This is a genomic window from Microbacterium psychrotolerans (genome assembly GCF_031085295.1).
Lineage (GTDB): Bacteria > Actinomycetota > Actinomycetes > Actinomycetales > Microbacteriaceae > Microbacterium > Microbacterium psychrotolerans.
Window position 1 is genome coordinate 302,955 of sequence record NZ_JAVFWO010000001.1, and the last position, 17,735, is coordinate 320,689.

A 17,735-nucleotide genomic window follows, 5' to 3' on the forward strand; every position below is an offset into this window, starting at 1 on the left:
CGATGTCCTCGACAGCACGCCCTCATGTCTCGCTCGGCGAAGGCTTCAGCCTCGGCCTCATCGCGACCGGAGCGATCAGCGTCGCGGTGGCGGCCCTGGTGGCCATCGTCCGCGGCGCCTACGCGATCTTCGGGAGTGCACCGACAGTCCGGATGCCGGTGACCGGCGGAGACGTGCCCGACCTCGCCGGTGTGCCGGAGATCTCGGCGGCGGCGTACGCGTCAGCCGACGTGACCTTCACCGGGCTGCCGGGGGCGGTGAGCTGGATGCTGTGGATGGAGCTCGCCCTCCCCGCGCTCGCCACGATCGGCGTCTGCGTCGTCGCCTGGTGGCTGGGTGTCTCGCTCATGCGGGCGCACCCGTTCCGCCGCGCGATGTCGACCGCGATCGGCGTGGTCGCCGTCCTCGTCGTGGTCGGCGGAGTGCTCGGTCAGGTGCTCGGCGCCTTCGGCCGCGCGCTGCTGGTGGAGGATCTCGCCGCGACCTCGCCGGAGGTGACCGACGTCTTCGGCACATTCATCCTGGAGCTGAACCTCGCACCCGTCGGCTGGGGCTTCGCCCTGGCGCTCGTCGCCGGCTCGTTCGCGATCGGCGCGCGGCTTCAGCGCGACACGGAAGGCCTGGTGTGACCCCCGCCGAGGACGAGGGGCCCTCGGGGGTCCATTGCCGGCTCGACGAGCTCCTGCTCGAGCGGGGCATGACGCTCACGCGCCTGTCGGAGCTGGTCGGCGTATCGGTGGTGAACCTGTCGATCCTCAAGAACGACCGGGCCCGCGCGATCCGCTATTCGACGCTGTCGGCGATCTGCCGGGCCCTCGACTGCGAGATCGGCGACCTGCTCGTGCGCGCGGACTGACTGATTCCGGATGCCGAGGGCCGCAGCATCCGGAATCTCACGCGTCAGTTGGGGTAGATGGGAATGCGGACGTTGTCGAACTCGGCGCCGGTGAGGATCGCGAAGATCTCGGCGTCCTCGTCCTCGAGGCCGTTCACCGCTGTGACGACGCCGCGCGGCGCCATGTCCATGGTGCAGACCTGGTCGGCGGGCGGGGTCACGAAGGTCACCGTGACCTCGCTGGCGCTGGTCGCCTCGGTGTTCTCGATCGCGGGAGCGCAGGAGGACGAGCCCCACGACAGGATGACGAACTGGCCGTCGACGTCGGTCCAGCCGGCGCTCGGGAGGTAGTCGGTCTCACCGCCGACCGCGAGACCGGGGACGCCTTCGAGGTCGGTGTCGCCGTGCCAGCCGTCACCGGTCACCTCGATCTCGACACCGTCGGCCGGGTCGACGCCCTCGGGTGTTCCGACGAGCGAGACCCGCGGGACGAGGTCGCTCGTGCAGGCGGTGTCGCCCTCGGCGTCGACGAGCGTGACCGTCATCACGCCGTTCGCGTAGGTCGCCTCCTCGGCGACGGGCACGCACGTGGAGCTCCCCTGGGTGACGATGCCGACCATGCGGCCGCCGTCGAGCCAGGCCGCGCCGACCTCCTGTTCGCTGCCGTCGTCGCCCTTCGAGGTCGCGGACGATGAAGGCGTCCCGCCGGAGCCGGTGGGTGTGGCACAGGCGGTCAGAAGGCCGGCGGCGAGCAGCGCGAGGCCGATTCCGGCGACGAGTGAACGGGAGCGAATGGCCATGCGAGAGCCTCCTCGAGATTCGCGGATGCCAGCACCCGCGGCATCCGTCACCCCTATGGTGTCGTAGTCAGGGCGGAAATCTCAGTACCGACGGTCACGCGCCGGTCACGATCCGCCGGGGAACGCCTCATTGCAGCGCGGACGTGAGGCGTGCCAGGTTGTCGAGCACGGTCGAGCGGAGCGGCTGCTTCTCCCACTCCTCGAGGGTGAGCTCGCGGCTCAGCGAGCGATACATGTCCTCCACGGATCGCATCTCGCGCACGAACTCCTCGCCGCGCACGAACAGCGAGATCTCCATGTTGAGACCGAAGGAACGCATGTCCATGTTGCTGGAGCCGATGATGCCCACCTCGTCGTCGATGGTGAGGCTCTTCGTGTGCAGGATGAACGGCCTCTTGTACATCCAGATCTTGACGCCCGCCCGCAGCAGCGCCTCGTAGTAGCTGCGCTGCGCGTGGTAGACGATCGCCTGGTCGCCCTCCTCCGAGACGAAGAGCTCGACATGGATGCCGCGCTGGCACGCCGTCGTGATCGCGAGCAGCATCGCCTCGTCGGGCACGAAATACGGGCTGACCACGATGATCTGCCGCTGCGCGGCGTAGAGCAGGCCGGCGAAGAGCTTGAGGTTGTTCTGGAACTCGAACCCCGGACCGGACGGCACGATCTGGCAGTCGAGGTCGCCGGGCCCGCTCGTCACGTCGAAGAGGTCGATCTCCTCGGTGAGGACCTCGTCGGTCTCGCTGTACCAGTCACTCAAGAACACGGCGTTGACGGATGCCACCACCGGGCCTTCGATGCGCGCCATCAGGTCGACCCAGTGCAGGCCACGGCGGATGTTCTTGCGGAGGTTGTACGTCGAATCCGTGACGTTCTGCGACCCCGTGAACGCGACGCGGCCGTCGACAACGAGCAGCTTGCGGTGGTTGCGCAGATCAGGACGCTGGTATTTGCCACGCAGCGGCTGCACCGGCAGCATCAGGTGCCACTGCGCGCCCATCGCGCTGAGCCGCTTGAGAGTGCGCTTGTAGAACGGCTTGCCGCGGTTCGCCCAGTGGTCGAGGAGGACGCGCACCGTCACACCGCGCTGGGCCACCTCTTCGAGCGCCCGGAAGAAGTTGTCGGTGGCGGCGTCCGCCTGGAGGATGTAGAACTCGACGTGAACGAAGCGCTCCGCCTGACGGATCGCGTCGGCCATCGCGTCCAGGCTCTCCTGGTAGTCGGGGATCAGGTGCGCCGCGTTGTCGCCGGCGAGAGGCATGGCGCCCAGGTTGCGGTTCAGCGTGACCAGCGACGTGAACCAGGACGGGGCGTGCGGGCGCAGCGTGCCGAAGTCGAGTGACGCACTGGTGTCGTGGATGTAGTCGTTGATGCGCTCCTGCTTGCGCCGCCGCTTGCGCGGCAGGCGCGGGTTGCCGATCAGCAGGAACAGGAACACCCCGACGATCGGGATGAAGTAGATCGCGAGCAGCCACGCCATCGCGGCGGTCGGGCGCCGGTTGCGCGGGACGATGATGATCGCCGTGACACGGATCACTGTGTCGACGATGAAGACGAGCACCACCCACCACGTCGCATCGAACGTGATGGTGAGCATCGAGCGGGGCCTCTCGGCGAGGGTCGGCCGGACCTGATTGATCAGACGGACCGGCGGATCGGACAGTGTGCTCACACTATCGGGGGTGACGGACGCGACCTCGCACGCGGGAGGGTCGGCGTCGCGGGTCGCCGGCAGCGCGCGGCGTCGAGCGCCTCTGCGTCGGGCGAGGTGCGGGTCAGCTGTCTGCGGAGGTGGAGCTGGACGCGACCGGCGGGAGTCCGCGCTTGGCGCGCTCCTCGGCCTCGACCTTCGCGTAGACGCGTCGTTCGGTGCGGTCGGCGCGGATGATGCTGCGGAGCACGAAGAAGAAGATCAGCGACACGAGGACGGTCGGCAAGAGCGTCCAGAGCGCCGCGACCCAGTAATCCATGCCTCCAGGATACGCGGTGCGGGTATCCCTTCCTCCCCAGGTGCAGCTTCGCCGTCCGGACGCACCGGATCCATCCACAGGTCTTTCGCCAGCGCGGCACCCGGCGCGAGGCTCGTCGCTCATGACCCCCACCGTCGTGAAAGCCGCGGATGCCGCGCAGTTCCTGTCCTTCGTCCCGCGCATGCTGGGCTACCACCCGACTCGCAGCCTCGTGGTCATCCCGTTCCACGGCGCGCGGAGCCTCGGCGCCATGCGCTTCGACCTGCCAGACGGCGACGCCGAGTCCGTCGACCGCGTGGCCGCGACCGTGACCGGCATGGCCTGCCGGCTGCCCGAAGCCGATGCCGTCGCCGCGATCGGGTACACCGACGCACGGTTCCACGACAGCGGACGGATGCCGCACGACCAGCTCTTCGCCGCGCTCCAGCGCCGAGCCGACGCGTGCGGTCTGCACGTCACCGACCTGCTCTGCGTCGCCGCCGACGCGTGGGGCTCCTATCTCGACGACGACTGCCCGGCCGAGGGAAGGCCCCTCGACGAGCTGGCCTGGAACGGACCGCAAGGCGTGCCCGCACCCGCCGGCGATCAGGGCACCGGGACCGAGCTGCCCGAGCCCACGGACGAGGAACGCGCGAGCGTGGAGAAGGCCATGATCGCGTTCGGTGACGCCGTGGCGGTGCTCTGCGGTCCCGATGCGGGCGGGGGCCCGGCCGGAGACGGGGAGCCGCCCGAGCGCGCTGCCCGGCGTGCGGCGCGGGGCGGCGAGATGCCGGAGCGCCCCGACGTCCCGGAGCGCGCACCCGCTCCTTCCCCGATGGGGTCCGCCCTCGTCGCCGGCGACCTCGGACCCGTCCCCGCTCCGGTGTCGGGCGTCGCCGAGGGGGCGGCATCCGAGAGCCCCGACTCGAGGATCGACCCGCAGGCACTCGCGGCCGTCTGCCGGCTCGACGACCTGCCGGGGTTCTTCGAGGACGCGCTTGCGCGTCCGCTCGACGGCGCGGACGTATACGACGCCGCCGCGCTCGTGTGGTGCCTCGCGCGGCCGTCGCTGCGGGACGTCGCGCTGGTGCAGTGGAGCGGCAACCTCGCGCAGGGCGATGAGGCGTTCGACGCGCAGCTGCGCTGGGAGTCCGGCGAGGAATACCCGGCGCATCTCGCGATGCGCATGTGGGGCGAAGGCGACCCGCCGCAGGTGTCACGGCTCGAGACGGCGCTCGCGCTGTCGCGCCGGACCGCCGCGCTCGCACCGCGTGAGGCGCAGCCGGGCGCGCTCGCCATGTGCGCATGGCTGTCGTGGGCGCTCGGACGCTCGACGCACGCCGCCGCGTACGCGGAGCGGGCCTGCGAGATCGAGCCCGAGCACGGACTGTCCCAGATCGTGCTGTCGTTCGTGCACGCCGGGCATCTGCCCGACTGGGCGTTCCGGCGCGCGAGCGCGCGATGACGTCAAGCGCGATGCGCGGGGGTGCGCTACTTGACGAGCGAGCGAGATGCCGGGGTGGCGCGCTACTTGACGAGCGGGAAGAGGATCGTCTCGCGGATGCCGAGACCGGTGATCGCCATCAGCAGACGGTCGATGCCCATCCCCATGCCGCCGGTCGGCGGCATACCGTGCTCGAGCGCCCGCAGGAACTCGTCGTCGATGCGCATGGCCTCCAGGTCGCCGCGCGCCGCGAGCTTGGCCTGCTCGACGAAACGCTCGCGCTGGATCACCGGGTCGACGAGCTCGGAGTAGCCCGTCGCGAGCTCGAAGCCGCGCACGTAGAGGTCCCACTTCTCGACGACGCCCGCGATCGAGCGGTGCTCGCGCACGAGCGGGCTGGTGTCGAGCGGGAAGTCCATCACGAAGGTGGGGCGGGTCAGCCCGGGCTTGACGAAGTGCTCCCACAGCTCCTCGACGAGCTTGCCGTGGATGGCGTGCGGCGGCAGGTCGACGCCCTCCGCCTCGGCGAGCGCCACGAGCTCGTGGAACGGCGTCTCGGGCGTGATGATGCGGCCGGCCGCCTCGGAAAGGGATTCGTACATCGAGAGGCGATCCCACTGTCCGCCGAGCTCGTACTCGGTGCCGTCCGCCCAGGTGACCGTGGTCGAGCCGGCGACCGCGATCGCGGCGTTCTGGATGAGCTCCTGCGTGAGGTCGGCGATGCCGTTGTAGTCGCTGTACGCCTGGTAGGCCTCGAGCATGGCGAACTCGGGGCTGTGCGTGGAGTCGGCGCCCTCGTTGCGGAAGTTGCGGTTGATCTCGAACACACGGTCGATGCCGCCGACCACCGCGCGCTTGAGGAACAGCTCGGGAGCGATGCGCAGGTAGAGGTCGGCGTCGAAGGCGTTCGCGTGGGTGATGAACGGGCGGGCCGACGCACCGCCGTGCTGCACCTGCAGCATGGGCGTCTCGACCTCGATGAAGTCGTGCCCCGCGAAGGTCGCCCGCAGGCTCGCGTTGACCTTCGCGCGAGCGACGACCGTCTCACGCGCCCGGTCGCGCACGATGAGGTCGAGGAAGCGGCTGCGGACGCGGCTCTCCTCGCTGAGCTCGCCGTAGACGTTGGGGAGCGGGAGCACCGCCTTCGATGCGATGCGCCAGTCCGACACCATGATCGACAGCTCGCCGCGACGGCTCGAGATGACCTCGCCCGACACGAAGACGTGGTCTCCGAGGTCGACGAGCTCCTTCCAGGCCTGCAGCGACTCCTCGCCGACGGCCGCGAGCGACACCATCGCCTGGATGCGGCTTCCGTCGCCGGCCTGCAGGCTCGCGAAGCAGAGCTTGCCGGTGTTGCGGCTGAAGACGACGCGCCCCGCGACGGACGCGGTCACGCCGGTCTCGGCACCGGCCTCGAGGTCGCCGTAACGCTCACGCAGCGCGGGGATCGTGTCGGTGATCGGCACGCTGACCGGGTACGCCCCGCCGGCCGCATCCGTCCGCTCGGCGATCAGACGCTCGCGCTTGGCCAGCCGCACGGCCTTCTGCTCGAAGACTTCTTCTTCGGTCGGCTCGGCGGTCTCGGCAGGCGAGGTCGTGTCGGTCACGGGATGGGCTCCTCAATGGGGTGTTCGCCGCGGAACGCGGACCCCCAAGTCTATCGGCGGGCGCCTCCGGCCTTTCTGAACAGCGGATGCCGTGGCCGGCGCCAGACGATCGCGCGCCGCATGACGCTCCTCCGGCCGGGATCGCCACGACGACCCTTGGCGAGCTTTCAGCCGACGAGTAGGGTCGGAGACGCTTCTCGGGGCGCTCCCTCGACCGAACGGATCGTGACTATGTCGCGAGCTCACTCCACGATGTCGGATCGCAGCGGGTTCTGGGCCGTGGCGGCGGTCTTCACGGCGGTGACGGCGTACGCGACGGTTCCGACTCCGCTGTACCCGCTCTACCAGGCGGCGGACGACTTCCCCGTCCCGGTGGTGACGCTCATCTTCTCGGCGTTCGCGGTCGGCGTCGTGTTCAGCCTCTTCTTGATCGGCCACATCAGCGACTGGGCCGGAAGGCGGCGGATGGCCATCGTCGCCGTCCTCGCATCGGCTGCGGCGGCCGTCGTCTTCATCCTGTGGAGCTCCGTGCCCGGTCTCATCACCGCCCGCTTCATCGACGGTGTGAGCGTCGGAACGCTGACTGCCGCGGCAACAGCCCACCTCGCCGAACTGCGAGCGCGCGCACGGCCCGGAGAGACGGCGATCATCGCAGCTTCTGTGGCGGGAGCGGCCAATCTCGGCGGACTCGCCCTCGGTCCGCTCATCGGGGGGCTCTTCGCCGAATTCCTCCCGGATCCCCTCGAGCTTCCGCACATCGTGTTCCTCGTGCTCTTCCTCGTCGCGGCGGCGGTGCTCCGCGCCGTGCCCGAGACGGTCGACCTCTCCGCGACTCACCCGGCATACCGCCCCCAGCGGCTCGCTTTCCCGCCCGGATCCCGCACGGCATTCGCCGCGGCCGGTGTCGGCGCGGCCGCATCATTCGCCCTCTTCGCGCTCTTCACATCGCTCACGCCGACCTTCCTGCACGAGACCTTCCACGTATCCGACCACCTCGTCGACGGTGCGACGGTCTTCGCGATCTTCGGGGCTGCGGCGACCGCCCAGCTGGTGTTCGTCCGCGTGGCGCAACGGACGCAGCTCGCCATCGCGATCGCGTGCTTCATCGCCGGACTCGCCTTGATCTCCGCAGGCGCGGTCGCTCCCGCCCTTGCCGTCTTCATCATCGGCGGCATCGTCGCCGGCGCCGGCGCCGGGATCATGTTCCGCTCGGCCATCGCCGGCGCAGGAGAGCTGGCGGCCCACGGCCAGCGGGGTGAGACGCTCGCGCTCCTGTTCCTCATCGCCTACGGAGGGCTCGTCGTACCCGTGCTGCTCGTCGGGTGGAGTCTGACGTTCGCGGACGAGACGACGGTGCTGCTCGTCTTCGCCGCGGTGGTCCTCGTCGCGACGCTCGGCGCGGGCGTCGCCATGCGTCGTCAGCTGCCCGCGGCGCGTCCGCAGTCGAGGGACAGCACGCGCTGAGTCAGGGGAGGTCGATCGGCTCGCCGAGCGGCGCCCACCGGACGCGCTCGCCCACCGCGCCGGGCGCAGCGGCCAGCACCCGGCTCGCCTCCTCCTCCTGCTGCGAGAAGTGGCTCCAGCCCTCGACGTGGACCGGCACCGCCGCACCCGGTTCGGAGAGTTCGATGAGCTCGATCGCGTCGTCGGCGTCCATCGTGTAGGCGAGCGGTCCGGTGAGCGGGAACTTCACCGCACCGATGTGCACGAGGGCGACATCGGGGTGCATGCCGGTCGCGACGCGGCGCAGCGCGCGGTACATCACGGTGTCGCCCGTCATCCAGAGCGCGGGATGCGCGGCGCCCACGCCCGCCAGCGAGAAGCCGATGACCGGGCCGACGATCGGACGCGTCAGCGGGGCGCCGTGCCGGCACGGGGTCGCGGTGACGACGAGGTCGGGCTTGCCCTCGGCCGTGAGGGTGACCGTGTCACCCGCCCGCAGACCTCGTGCGTCGCCGTGGGCACCCGTGGCCGACAGCCGCTTGGCACCGGCGACCGTCGTCAGCACCGTGCGCGCGACGCCCAGGCCCGCACGCCCTGCATCGTCGAGGTTGTCGGCGTGATGATGGTGGCTCAGCAGCACGAGGTCGACGTCGCCGATGTCTGCGAGGGCGATCGCGGGGCCCGTGATCTTGCGAGACGTCGTCCCGAGCGCGAAAGCGTAGGTGCGCCCCGGCGGGTCGAAGGTGGGATCGGTGAGGATCCGCCACCCCTCCCACTCGATGAGAGCCGTCGGACCGCCGATCCGTGTGATGCGCATGTCGCTCCTCGGTCCGCTGTCCGCGCTCAGCCGAGGTAGATCTCGGCGTTGTCGATCAGGCGGTGGCCCGCCACGGTCGCGGCGATGAGCGCGAGCGCGGGTCCGCTGGTGCCCTCGTCGACCGGGAGGAACGTCGCCGGATCGACGACGCTCAAGTACTCGAGGCGGATGCGCGGCTCACCCATCAGCGCCGACTGGGCGGCGGCGATGCACGCGTCGATGCCGCGGTCGGCGTTCGCCGCGGCGGCGTCGAGAGCGGCCGGAAGGAGTGCCGCGGCCGCGAGGTCACGGTCGTCGAGCATCCCCACACGCGTCGACACCGGAAGGCCGTCGTCGCCGCGTACGGTCTCGACTGTTGCGACCTCGACGTCGAAGAACAGGTCGCGGATCATGCGGCGCACGAGGAACACGCGCTGCCGATCCCGCTCGCCGTACACGGCGACGTCGGGCCGCACGAGGTGGAACAGCTTCGCCTCGACGGTCAGGAGGCCGTCGAAGTAGAACGGGCGCGACCGCCCCTCGTACCGCAGGCCGAGGTCGCCGGCGCTGACCTTCGTCGTCGCGGAGCCGTCCGGGAGCAGTTCCTTGGCGTCGGGCGCGAAGACGACGTCGACCCCGAGCGATTCCAGCAGTCGGGCGTCGTCGTCGGGGGTGCGCGGATACGCGGCGAACTCCGCCGGTGAGGCGAAGCGCAGCGGATTGACGAACACCGACACGACGACGATGTCGGCGACCTCACGCGCTCGGTGCACGAGGTCGATGTGGCCGTCATGGAGCGCCCCGATGGTCGAGATGAGGGCGACGCGGGCGTCGGGTGCAGCAGCGCGGACCTCGGCGAGCCGAGCACGCAGCCCGTCGATGGTGCTGATCATCCTTGGATCGTAGCGGGGGGTTCGCCGGTCACCGGACCAGAGCCGGCCTCGGCGAGCGCGTGGTCGAGCGTGGTGTGCGCGAGAGCCGACAGGAAAGAGCCCGGATACGGGATGCCCGCCTCCGCCAGCAGAGCCGCCGCCTGGTGCACGATCGACCGCGAGAAGACCCGCGCCGTCGCGATCGCCTCGCCGTACGCCGCCCGCGCCGACTCGTCCACCACCACGGGCTCGCAGCCGAGTTCCACGGCGAGAGCCTGCGCGATCGGAAGAACGGGTCCCGGGGCGGTGACGGCCGCGTAGGCGCTGGCGAGGGCACGCAGATCCATCGAGGTGCCGCTGAACTCGATCGCCGGATGGACCGCGAGCGGAATCGCGCCCTTGGCGACCGCAGGGGCCAGGATGCCGGCGCCCCAGGCCGGATCCGTGTGCAGCACGAGCTGTCCCGGCTGCCACGCGCCGACCTCGGCGAGACCCGCGACGAGCCCCTCGAGCTGGTCGTGCGGCACGGCGATGATCACGAGCTCGCTGCGCCGGGCGACCTCCGTCGCGTCCAGGACCGGGACGCCCGGCAGGATCGCCTCGACCCGCTCTTGGTCGGAGCCCTGCGTGATCCCGACGAGCGCGTGTCCCGCGCCGCCGAGAGCGGCACCGAGCACCGGTCCGACGCGACCGGCGCCGATGATGCCGACTCCGAGGCGTCCGTCGCGGGTCATGTGCGGTCCTCCCCTGTCCCCGAGGCAGCGGACTCGCTCGCACCTGCGGGCGCGGACTCTGCGCCGCGCACGAGGTCCGCCGGCTCCGGCGCGCTCGTCTCCTCCTGCGCCCAGCGATGGGTGCGGTCGGTGAACGCGGCGCGGACCGACCCGCGCGCGACACCGTCGAACAGCGCCAGTGCACTGTCGCGGTCGACCGCCGCCAGGAACGGCGACACCGGACCGGCGACGACGTGCGCACGCACGTTCGTCACGCGCGATGCGCGGTCGAGCGGTCCCTGGTACAGACCGATGCTCTGCAAACGGGCGAGCGGCAGGATGACGAGCTTGCGCCACACGATCCCGCGGCGCATCAGCAGCGCGTCCGGCGTGAGACGGAAGCCGTTCCGCCGGTACGACAGCGGGCGGATCCACCACGCGCGCCTCGGGGTGTTCGTGAAGGTGTCGGTCTCGCCGGGTCCGAACATGCCCTCCTGAACGACGAGCGCCCGCTCGTCGTCGGGCAGGCCCGGCTGCAGCAGCCGCAGCACGCGTTCGACGTCGGCGGCCGTGCCGACCGGCAGCGCCGTCGTGAACTGGTCGGTGCTGCCGTCGGCGGCGCTGCGACCGGTGAGGCGGTTGATGCGGACTGTCCACCAGCCCGCGGGGCGCCACATGATCGGCTGCGTCACCTCGACCGCGTGCACGCGGCCCGGCGGCACGATCTCGGTGATGGTCGTGAAGAGGCCGAACGTGATCCGCACGCCGTCGGGGGTCGGCGCGATCGCGTACCGCAGCGAGCGGACGATCGAGCGCACCCAGTAGGCGCCGAAGCCGATGATCGCGGGGACGAAGCCGAACAGCAGCCACGTGACGCCCTGGCTGACCCCGATCACGATCGCGACGATCGCGAACAGGAGCCCGAGCGTCGACATGCTGAGGATGTGGGAGGCCACCAGCCGGCCGACCGGGATGTGCACGACGGACTCGAGCTCGGTCACCGGCGCTTCCGGGCCTTCGATCAGACCGGTGATCTCGCGCCCGACAGTCTGGCTCAGCGTCGCGACCCTCCCCGCGCGCGGCGGTGCGAGGGCGCCCGCGGGCCCGGCCGCCGAGAGACGACGCCCGGACGCGAGGCGCAGGATATCGGCGCGGACGGCTTCCGCGTTGGCTGTGGACAGGTACTCGAGCTTGACGTTGGCGTCGGCTCCCGCGCCGACGACCTCGAGCTTCGCCATCCCGAGCAGCCGCGCGATCATCGGACGCGTGAGGTTGACGCCCTGCACGCGGTCGAGCGGGGCGCGGCGCTGCGTGCGGAACAGGATGCCGCTGCGCACCTCGACGTCGTCGTCGGTGATCCGGAACGTGTGGAAGCGCCACGACGTGTAGAACACGGCCACGAGCACGATGAGGGCCGCGAGCACCGCGAGTCCGGCCAGCACGTAGAGGTTGTTCGCGATGATGAAGTCGATCGGGTCGCCGCCCGCGCCCTCCCACTCGCCGACCTCGTCCTCGATGTCGGGGGCGAGCCACGGCAGGAAGATGAACACGAGACGATCGCGCAGGTTTGCGAACACGATGCCGATGACGACGATCAGGAACAGCCCGCCGCGCAGCAGCGGCGTGAGCGGGTGGAGGCGATGCCACTCGCCGTCGCTGAGCGGAGAGCGCACCAGCTGTGGCGGCGGCGCCCCCGGGACGGCGGGCGAAGCGCCGGGGCCTTCGACGGGGTCGGGGATCGAGGTCATAGACCCGTGCGCCGACTCTCGGCGACCTCGACGAGGTGGTCGCGGAGCGTCTCGGCGGTGGACTGCTCGAGCCCGGGGATGACGACGCCGGTCGCCGCGGCCGCGGTGACGAACTTCAGCTGGGCGATGCCGAAGCCCCGGTCCAGCGGACCGTGGGTGATGTCGATGAGCTGCATGCGGCCGTAGGGCACGGCCACGAAGCGCTGCCACAGGATGCCGCGGCGGAAGACGAGGTCGTCGTCACGGAGCTGGTAGCCGATCGCGCGGGCCTGGCGCGGCAGGATCACGAGGGTCCACGCGAGGATCACGGTGAGGATGCCGCCGGGGATCCACGCCCAGAGCTGATGCATGAGCAGCGTGAGTACCAGGGTGGCCGCGATGACGAGCAGCAGGAACGAGCCGGTCGAGATCAGCTGCACCGTCACGTACTTCGGCGAGATCTGGTGCCAGACACCGCTTTCGAGCACGAGCCGGTTCTCGGAGCGCGGCTCGGCGATCCGCTCGAACGTCCTCCCCGTCTCAGTGGTCGTGGAGGCGGGGCTCGAGTCCGGGGTCGTCGCCTCCGGGCTGTTCGTCATCGTCGTCCTTCCGGATGGTGCAGAGGTGCTCCGCGACAAGACCCGCGGCGACCAGCAGGGCGCCGCTCACGGTCGTCGCGATGACCGCTCCCAACGAGCCTAGCGAGGGCGTGACGGGCCGGGTCGCCAGGAAGACCCACAGTCCCGCGCCCACTCCGCCGACGGCGGCGCCCACGATGCTCGAGGCCTTGGCCAGCATCGCGACGCGAACGGCCCGGAAGGGGTCGACCTTCGCCGTCGAGGTGCCGCGCGTGGCGCGGCGGATCGGGATCGCGAGCGCGATGACGAAAGCTCCGAGCAGCACGAGGAGGATCGGCAGCGTGACGGCCGGGGTGAACGTGGGGCGTCCCGCCGACGTCAGGAGCTGGTCGACGAGGAAGCCGGCCGCGACGCCGAGGATGGCGGAGATGGCCAGCACGCCGGCACCGGTGCGCTTCATCGTCCTCCCGCCTCACGCAGCCGTCGGAGGGCCTCGTCGACACGACCCGTGCCGGGAAGCACGGCATCGGGATCGACCGCGAGCCACGGCCCGAGCACGAAGTCGCGCTCGGCGGCTCGCGGGTGCGGCAGCAGCAGTCGCGGATCGTCGCTGACGACGTCGCCGTACGCGATGAGATCGAGGTCGAGCGTGCGATCCTCCCAGCCGGGCTCGCTCGCCGTGCGCGCCGCAGAGCGCACGCGACCGTGCCGCTGCTCGATCGCGTGGAGGTAGCCCAGCAGCACCGATGGGGCCAGGCGCGTGGTGAGGATCGCCACCGCGTTCAGATACGCCGGCGCGGCGGCATCCGGCCCGTCCGGCTTCATCGCGACCGACTCGATCGGCTCCGACACGCGCACGGCGTCGACGAGCGGCACGCGGGCGAGGTCCTTGATCGCGGCCGTCATCGTCTCGGCACGCTCGCCCAGATTCGCCCCCAGGGCGACGACGGCCTCGACGGGTCCGCGCGGATGGCGCTCGACGTCGCCGTCGAAGCCCTGAGCCAGGCGGCGGTTCACGCGATCTCCGTCCCGACGACCTCTTCGCGCCGGGCACGGCGGATCGTGACGGACACGTCGGAGAACGGCACCGTGATCGGCGCCTGCGGCTTGTGGACCGTGACCGCGACCATCCTCACGCCGTCGCGTGCCAGCAGGTCGTCGGCGATGCGCGCCGCGACGCCCTCGATGAGGTTCAGCGGCTCGCCGCCGACCAGCTCGACGATGCGCTCGGCGACCTCGCCGTAGTGGACCGTGTCGGCGACGTCGTCGGACTCCGCCGCCTCGGCCGTGCTGACGTACAGGGTCACGTCGATCACGAACTCCTGGCCCTCGCGACGCTCCTCGGCGAACACGCCGTGGTACCCGAATGCGCGGACACCGGTCAGCGTGATCTCGTCGATGAAGTCCATCGGCTTCCTTCCTCCCAGGCCCGTGCCACGGTGAGAGCATCGCGCGTGCCGGCGACATCGTGCACGCGCACCGCCCACGCTCCTGCCTGGGCGGCGAGCGCACTCGTCACCGCCGTCGCGAGATCCCGGCGGGCCTCGACGGCATCGGCGGGGTCGTCCGCAAGCGCCTCCGCGAGGAACTTCTTTCGGCTCGTGCCGAGCAGCACGCGGGGTCCGACGCCGATGAGCCGGTCGAGCCCGCGCAGCATCGCCCAGTTCTGGGCGCCCTTCTTGCCGAAGCCGATGCCCGGGTCCAGGATCACGCGCGACGGAGCGATACCGGCGGCCGCCGCCGCCTCGACGCGTGTACGGAGCTCGGTGACGACCTCGTCGACGACGTCGCCGTACTGGGCACGCGCGTACATGTCGGTCGAGTGTCCGCGCCAGTGGCTGAGCGCGATGTCGGCGTCCGTGGCCGCGACCGCCGCGAGCATCTCCGGATCGGCCAGGCCGCCCGATACGTCGTTCACGATGCGCGCCCCCGCCTCGACGGCGGCGACGGCGGTGGAGGCGTTCATGGTGTCGATGCTGACAGCGACCCCCGCGTCGACCAGCGCCCGCACGACGGGGAGCACGCGCTCCCGTTCGACACGCGGGTCGACGCGCTCGGCACCGGGGCGGGTCGATTCGCCGCCGACATCGAGCAGGTCTGCACCGTCGGCGCGAAGCCGCAGCCCGTGGGCGACCGCGGCGGCGGCATCCAGGTAGCGTCCGCCGTCGCTGAACGAGTCGGGCGTCACGTTGACGATGCCCATGATGAGCGTCATCCGCGGATCCCCGAGGCCCGCGAGGCGCCGATCAGCGCGACCAGCTCGGCACGCGCCGCGGGCTCTGCCAGCTCGCCGCGCGCGGCGATGGTGACGGTCGAGGCGTCCGGCTGGCGCCCTCCGCGCATCGTCACGCACTCGTGCGTCGCCTCGAGAACGACCAGCACGCCGCGCGCATCCAGGGATGCCGCGATCACGTCGGCGATCTGCTCGCCGAGACGCTCCTGCACCTGGGGCCTCGCCGACAGGATCTCGACGACCTTGGGCAGCGCTCCGAGACCGACGACCTGCTCGCCGGGCAGGTACGCGAGATGCGCGTGACCGCGGAACGGCAGCAGGTGGTGCTCGCACACCGAGCGGAACAGGATGTCGCGCAGCATGACGGCACCGGAGGGCAGCGTGTCGGGTGCCGGCCCGCGCGACACCGAGATGGTGCGCGCCAGCGGGGCTGCGGCATCCTCCCCGACTCCCGCGAAGAACTCGGTGTACGCGTCTGCCACGCGCTCGGGCGTCTGCCTCAAGCCGGGGCGTTCGGGGTCTTCGCCGATCGCCTCCAGCAGCTCGCGCACGAGCGCGGCGATGCGCTCACGGTCGACGGCCACAGGCCGAGCCTACGCGGTCGCGGGGCGCGCCTGTCCGGACGGACGACGCTTGGGCGCCTTCTCGGCGACCGGCTGCTCGGCCTCGACGCTGGCGGCCAGGCCGGCGTCGTCCCGGCGCTGCGGCACGTCGATCGGGGGCAGGGTCGACGGCGGACGCTGCTCGCTCGACAGCCACTGCGGGCGAGGCGGGAGGCGCTTGACGTCCTTGAAGATCTCGGCGAGCTCCAGGTGGTCGAGCGTCTCCTTCTCGAGGAGCTCCAGGGCGAGCTTGTCGAGCACGTCGCGGTTCGCGTTGATCACCTCGTAGGCCTCGTTGTGGGCCTGCTCGATGAGGTCGCGCACCTGCGTGTCGACGCGCTCGGCGATCCGCTCCGAGAAGTCGCGGCCGTGACCCATGTCGCGGCCCATGAACACCTCGCCGGACGACTGGCCGAGCTTGACAGGACCGATGTCGCCGGTCATGCCGTACTCGGTCACCATCTTGCGGGCGATGCTGGTCGCCTTCTCGATGTCGTTCGACGCACCCGTGGTCGGATCGTGGAACACGATCTCCTCCGCGACGCGGCCGCCCATCGCGTAGGTGAGCTGGTCCTGCAGCTCGTTGCGGGTGACCGAGTACTTGTCGTCGAGCGGCAGCACCATGGTGTACCCGAGTGCCTTGCCGCGCGGGAGGATCGTGACCTTCGTGACCGGGTCGGTGTGGTTCATCGCCGCCGCCGCGAGCGCGTGACCGCCCTCGTGGTAGGCCGTGATGAGCTTCTCCTTGTCCTTCATCACGCGGGTGCGGCGCTGCGGGCCGGCGATCACGCGGTCGATGGCCTCATCGAGCGCGCGGTTGTCGATCAGCTGCGCGTTCGAGCGCGCGGTGAGCAGGGCGGCCTCGTTCAGCACGTTGGCGAGGTCGGCTCCGGTGAAACCGGGGGTCTTGCGGGCGACGACCTCCAGGTCCACGCCGTCGGCCAGCGGCTTGCCGCGGCCGTGCACCTCGAGGATCTTGGTGCGGCCCTTGAAGTCGGGAGCGTCGACGCCGATCTGACGGTCGAAGCGGCCGGGACGCAGCAGGGCCGGGTCGAGGATGTCGGGGCGGTTGGTCGCCGCGATCACGATGACGTTGACCTTCGGGTCGAATCCATCCATCTCGACCAGCATCTGGTTGAGCGTCTGCTCGCGCTCGTCGTGGCCGCCGCCCATGCCGGCGCCGCGGTGGCGGCCGACCGCGTCGATCTCGTCGATGAAGATGATCGCCGGCGAGTTGTCCTTGGCGTTGTTGAACAGGTCGCGCACGCGGCTGGCGCCGACGCCGACGAACATCTCGACGAAGTCCGAGCCCGAGATCGAGTAGAACGGCACACCCGCCTCGCCTGCGACGGCGCGGGCCAGGAGCGTCTTGCCCGTTCCGGGAGGGCCGTACAGCAGCACGCCCTTCGGGATGCGCGCGCCGACCGCCTGGAACTTGGACGGGTCCTTGAGGAAGTCCTTGATCTCTTCGAGCTCCTCGATCGCCTCGTCGGAGCCCGCGACATCCTGGAAGGTGACCTGCGGCATCTCCTTCGTCACGAGCTTCGCCCGCGACTTGCCGAACTGCATGACCTTGCTGCCGCCGCCCTGAGCGCTCGACATGAGGAACCAGAACAGCAGGCCCAGGAGCAGGATCGGAAGAAGGAGCGAGAGGAAGCCGTCGAACCAGGTCGCCCGAGGCACCGCGTCGTTGAAGCCGTCCTTCGGGTCGGCCGCGTTGACCGCGTCGACGACCTCGGCGGCACGTGCGGTGACGTAGTAGAACTGCACGTCGGTCGCGCCCTCGTACTCCTTCGAGAGCTTCATGTCGACACGCTGATCGCCGTCGGTGTTGACGACCTCGGTGACGGTCTCACCGGAGAGCAGCTCGAGACCCTCCTGCGTGGAGATCTGCTTCGCACCGTTCAGGCTCGAGATGAGCGAGAACCCCACGATGAGGAAGACCCCGATCAGCAGGACGTAGAAGAGCGGGTTGCGGGTGATCTTCTTGAAGTCCATGGCGCGGGCGAGAGCCCGACCCCTTTCGTCGACGTGCCATCGCGGACAGGAGAGCGCCCGTCGACGGTTGAATCAGGGTATCGCGCGCTTCCTAGGCGTCGACTGTGCATTCGCCCCGGGCGTAATCCCAGGTCGAGCGCC

General features: G+C 70.6%; 19 protein-coding genes. 4 read left to right on the forward strand and 15 right to left on the reverse strand.

The window, feature by feature from the left end; translation table 11 throughout:
* Nucleotides 1-2 precede the first annotated feature (2 nt).
* Both Q9R08_RS01310 and Q9R08_RS01315 read left to right on the forward strand, forming a co-directional pair.
* Nucleotides 3-629, forward strand: a complete 627-nt coding sequence (locus tag Q9R08_RS01310; protein ID WP_308866006.1) for a hypothetical protein — start codon at nucleotides 3-5, stop codon at nucleotides 627-629.
* Nucleotides 626-856, forward strand: coding sequence for a helix-turn-helix domain-containing protein (locus Q9R08_RS01315; protein ID WP_308866007.1), 231 nt, complete (start codon nucleotides 626-628; stop codon nucleotides 854-856). Before Q9R08_RS01310 ends, Q9R08_RS01315 begins: the two co-directional genes overlap by 4 nt.
* A gap of 44 nt (nucleotides 857-900) precedes the next feature.
* Here Q9R08_RS01315 and Q9R08_RS01320 read toward each other — a convergent pair whose 3' ends face one another.
* The 3 genes from Q9R08_RS01320 to Q9R08_RS01330 all read right to left on the reverse strand — a co-directional run bounded on the left by Q9R08_RS01320 (nucleotide 901) and on the right by Q9R08_RS01330 (nucleotide 3,602).
* Complete coding sequence (locus Q9R08_RS01320) at nucleotides 901-1,635, reverse strand: hypothetical protein (RefSeq protein ID WP_308866008.1); 735 nt, start codon at nucleotides 1,633-1,635, stop codon at nucleotides 901-903.
* Nucleotides 1,636-1,762: 127 nt separating this feature from the next.
* Entirely contained in the window at nucleotides 1,763-3,229 is a 1,467-nt protein-coding gene (gene cls, locus Q9R08_RS01325) for a cardiolipin synthase (RefSeq protein WP_308866009.1), read from the reverse strand.
* Nucleotides 3,230-3,407: 178 nt separating this feature from the next.
* On the reverse strand, nucleotides 3,408-3,602 hold the full coding sequence (locus Q9R08_RS01330) for a hypothetical protein (RefSeq protein WP_308866010.1): 195 nt from the start codon (nucleotides 3,600-3,602) through the stop codon (nucleotides 3,408-3,410).
* A gap of 121 nt (nucleotides 3,603-3,723) precedes the next feature.
* Here Q9R08_RS01330 and Q9R08_RS01335 point away from each other — a divergent pair, with 121 nt between their 5' ends.
* Complete coding sequence (locus Q9R08_RS01335) at nucleotides 3,724-5,046, forward strand: DUF4192 family protein (RefSeq protein ID WP_308866011.1); 1,323 nt, start codon at nucleotides 3,724-3,726, stop codon at nucleotides 5,044-5,046.
* A 62-nt stretch (nucleotides 5,047-5,108) separates the two neighbouring features.
* Here the strand turns inward: Q9R08_RS01335 and lysS are convergent, their stop codons facing one another.
* On the reverse strand, nucleotides 5,109-6,632 hold the full coding sequence (gene lysS / locus Q9R08_RS01340) for a lysine--tRNA ligase (RefSeq protein ID WP_308866012.1): 1,524 nt from the start codon (nucleotides 6,630-6,632) through the stop codon (nucleotides 5,109-5,111).
* 231 nt (nucleotides 6,633-6,863) lie between these two features.
* Between lysS and Q9R08_RS01345 the strand changes: the two genes are divergently transcribed.
* On the forward strand, nucleotides 6,864-8,096 hold the full coding sequence (locus Q9R08_RS01345; protein WP_308866013.1) for an MFS transporter: 1,233 nt from the start codon (nucleotides 6,864-6,866) through the stop codon (nucleotides 8,094-8,096).
* Between the two features lies 1 nt (nucleotide 8,097).
* Here Q9R08_RS01345 and Q9R08_RS01350 read toward each other — a convergent pair whose 3' ends face one another.
* The 11 genes from Q9R08_RS01350 to ftsH are packed head-to-tail and all read right to left on the reverse strand — an operon-like array spanning nucleotide 8,098 to nucleotide 17,594.
* Nucleotides 8,098-8,892 carry an MBL fold metallo-hydrolase gene (locus Q9R08_RS01350; protein WP_308866015.1) on the reverse strand — a complete coding sequence of 265 codons (795 nt, stop codon included), beginning with the start codon at nucleotides 8,890-8,892 and terminating at the stop codon, nucleotides 8,098-8,100.
* A 26-nt stretch (nucleotides 8,893-8,918) separates the two neighbouring features.
* On the reverse strand, nucleotides 8,919-9,764 hold the full coding sequence (gene panC / locus Q9R08_RS01355) for a pantoate--beta-alanine ligase (protein WP_308866016.1): 846 nt from the start codon (nucleotides 9,762-9,764) through the stop codon (nucleotides 8,919-8,921).
* A complete protein-coding gene (locus Q9R08_RS01360; protein ID WP_308866017.1) occupies nucleotides 9,761-10,477 on the reverse strand; it encodes a DUF2520 domain-containing protein in 717 nt (238 codons plus the stop codon). The genes panC and Q9R08_RS01360 overlap by 4 nt, the downstream gene beginning before the upstream one ends.
* Entirely contained in the window at nucleotides 10,474-12,204 is a 1,731-nt protein-coding gene (locus Q9R08_RS01365; protein ID WP_308866018.1) for a PH domain-containing protein, read from the reverse strand. The genes Q9R08_RS01360 and Q9R08_RS01365 overlap by 4 nt, the downstream gene beginning before the upstream one ends.
* A complete protein-coding gene (locus Q9R08_RS01370) occupies nucleotides 12,201-12,782 on the reverse strand; it encodes a PH domain-containing protein (protein WP_308866019.1) in 582 nt (193 codons plus the stop codon). Before Q9R08_RS01370 ends, Q9R08_RS01365 begins: the two co-directional genes overlap by 4 nt.
* Nucleotides 12,724-13,221, reverse strand: a complete 498-nt coding sequence (locus Q9R08_RS01375; RefSeq protein WP_308866020.1) for a DUF3180 domain-containing protein — start codon at nucleotides 13,219-13,221, stop codon at nucleotides 12,724-12,726. Before Q9R08_RS01375 ends, Q9R08_RS01370 begins: the two co-directional genes overlap by 59 nt.
* On the reverse strand, nucleotides 13,218-13,778 hold the full coding sequence (gene folK, locus Q9R08_RS01380) for a 2-amino-4-hydroxy-6-hydroxymethyldihydropteridine diphosphokinase (protein WP_308866021.1): 561 nt from the start codon (nucleotides 13,776-13,778) through the stop codon (nucleotides 13,218-13,220). Before folK ends, Q9R08_RS01375 begins: the two co-directional genes overlap by 4 nt.
* Complete coding sequence (folB, locus tag Q9R08_RS01385; protein ID WP_308866022.1) at nucleotides 13,775-14,170, reverse strand: dihydroneopterin aldolase; 396 nt, start codon at nucleotides 14,168-14,170, stop codon at nucleotides 13,775-13,777. Before folB ends, folK begins: the two co-directional genes overlap by 4 nt.
* The gene (gene folP / locus Q9R08_RS01390) at nucleotides 14,143-14,976 is read right to left on the reverse strand and encodes a dihydropteroate synthase (protein ID WP_308866023.1); all 834 of its coding nucleotides are present in this window, start codon (nucleotides 14,974-14,976) and stop codon (nucleotides 14,143-14,145) included. The genes folB and folP overlap by 28 nt, the downstream gene beginning before the upstream one ends.
* Complete coding sequence (gene folE, locus Q9R08_RS01395) at nucleotides 14,973-15,578, reverse strand: GTP cyclohydrolase I (protein ID WP_308866024.1); 606 nt, start codon at nucleotides 15,576-15,578, stop codon at nucleotides 14,973-14,975. Before folE ends, folP begins: the two co-directional genes overlap by 4 nt.
* Nucleotides 15,579-15,587: 9 nt before the next feature.
* The gene (gene ftsH, locus Q9R08_RS01400; RefSeq protein ID WP_308866025.1) at nucleotides 15,588-17,594 is read right to left on the reverse strand and encodes an ATP-dependent zinc metalloprotease FtsH; all 2,007 of its coding nucleotides are present in this window, start codon (nucleotides 17,592-17,594) and stop codon (nucleotides 15,588-15,590) included.
* Nucleotides 17,595-17,735: the final 141 nt, after the last annotated feature.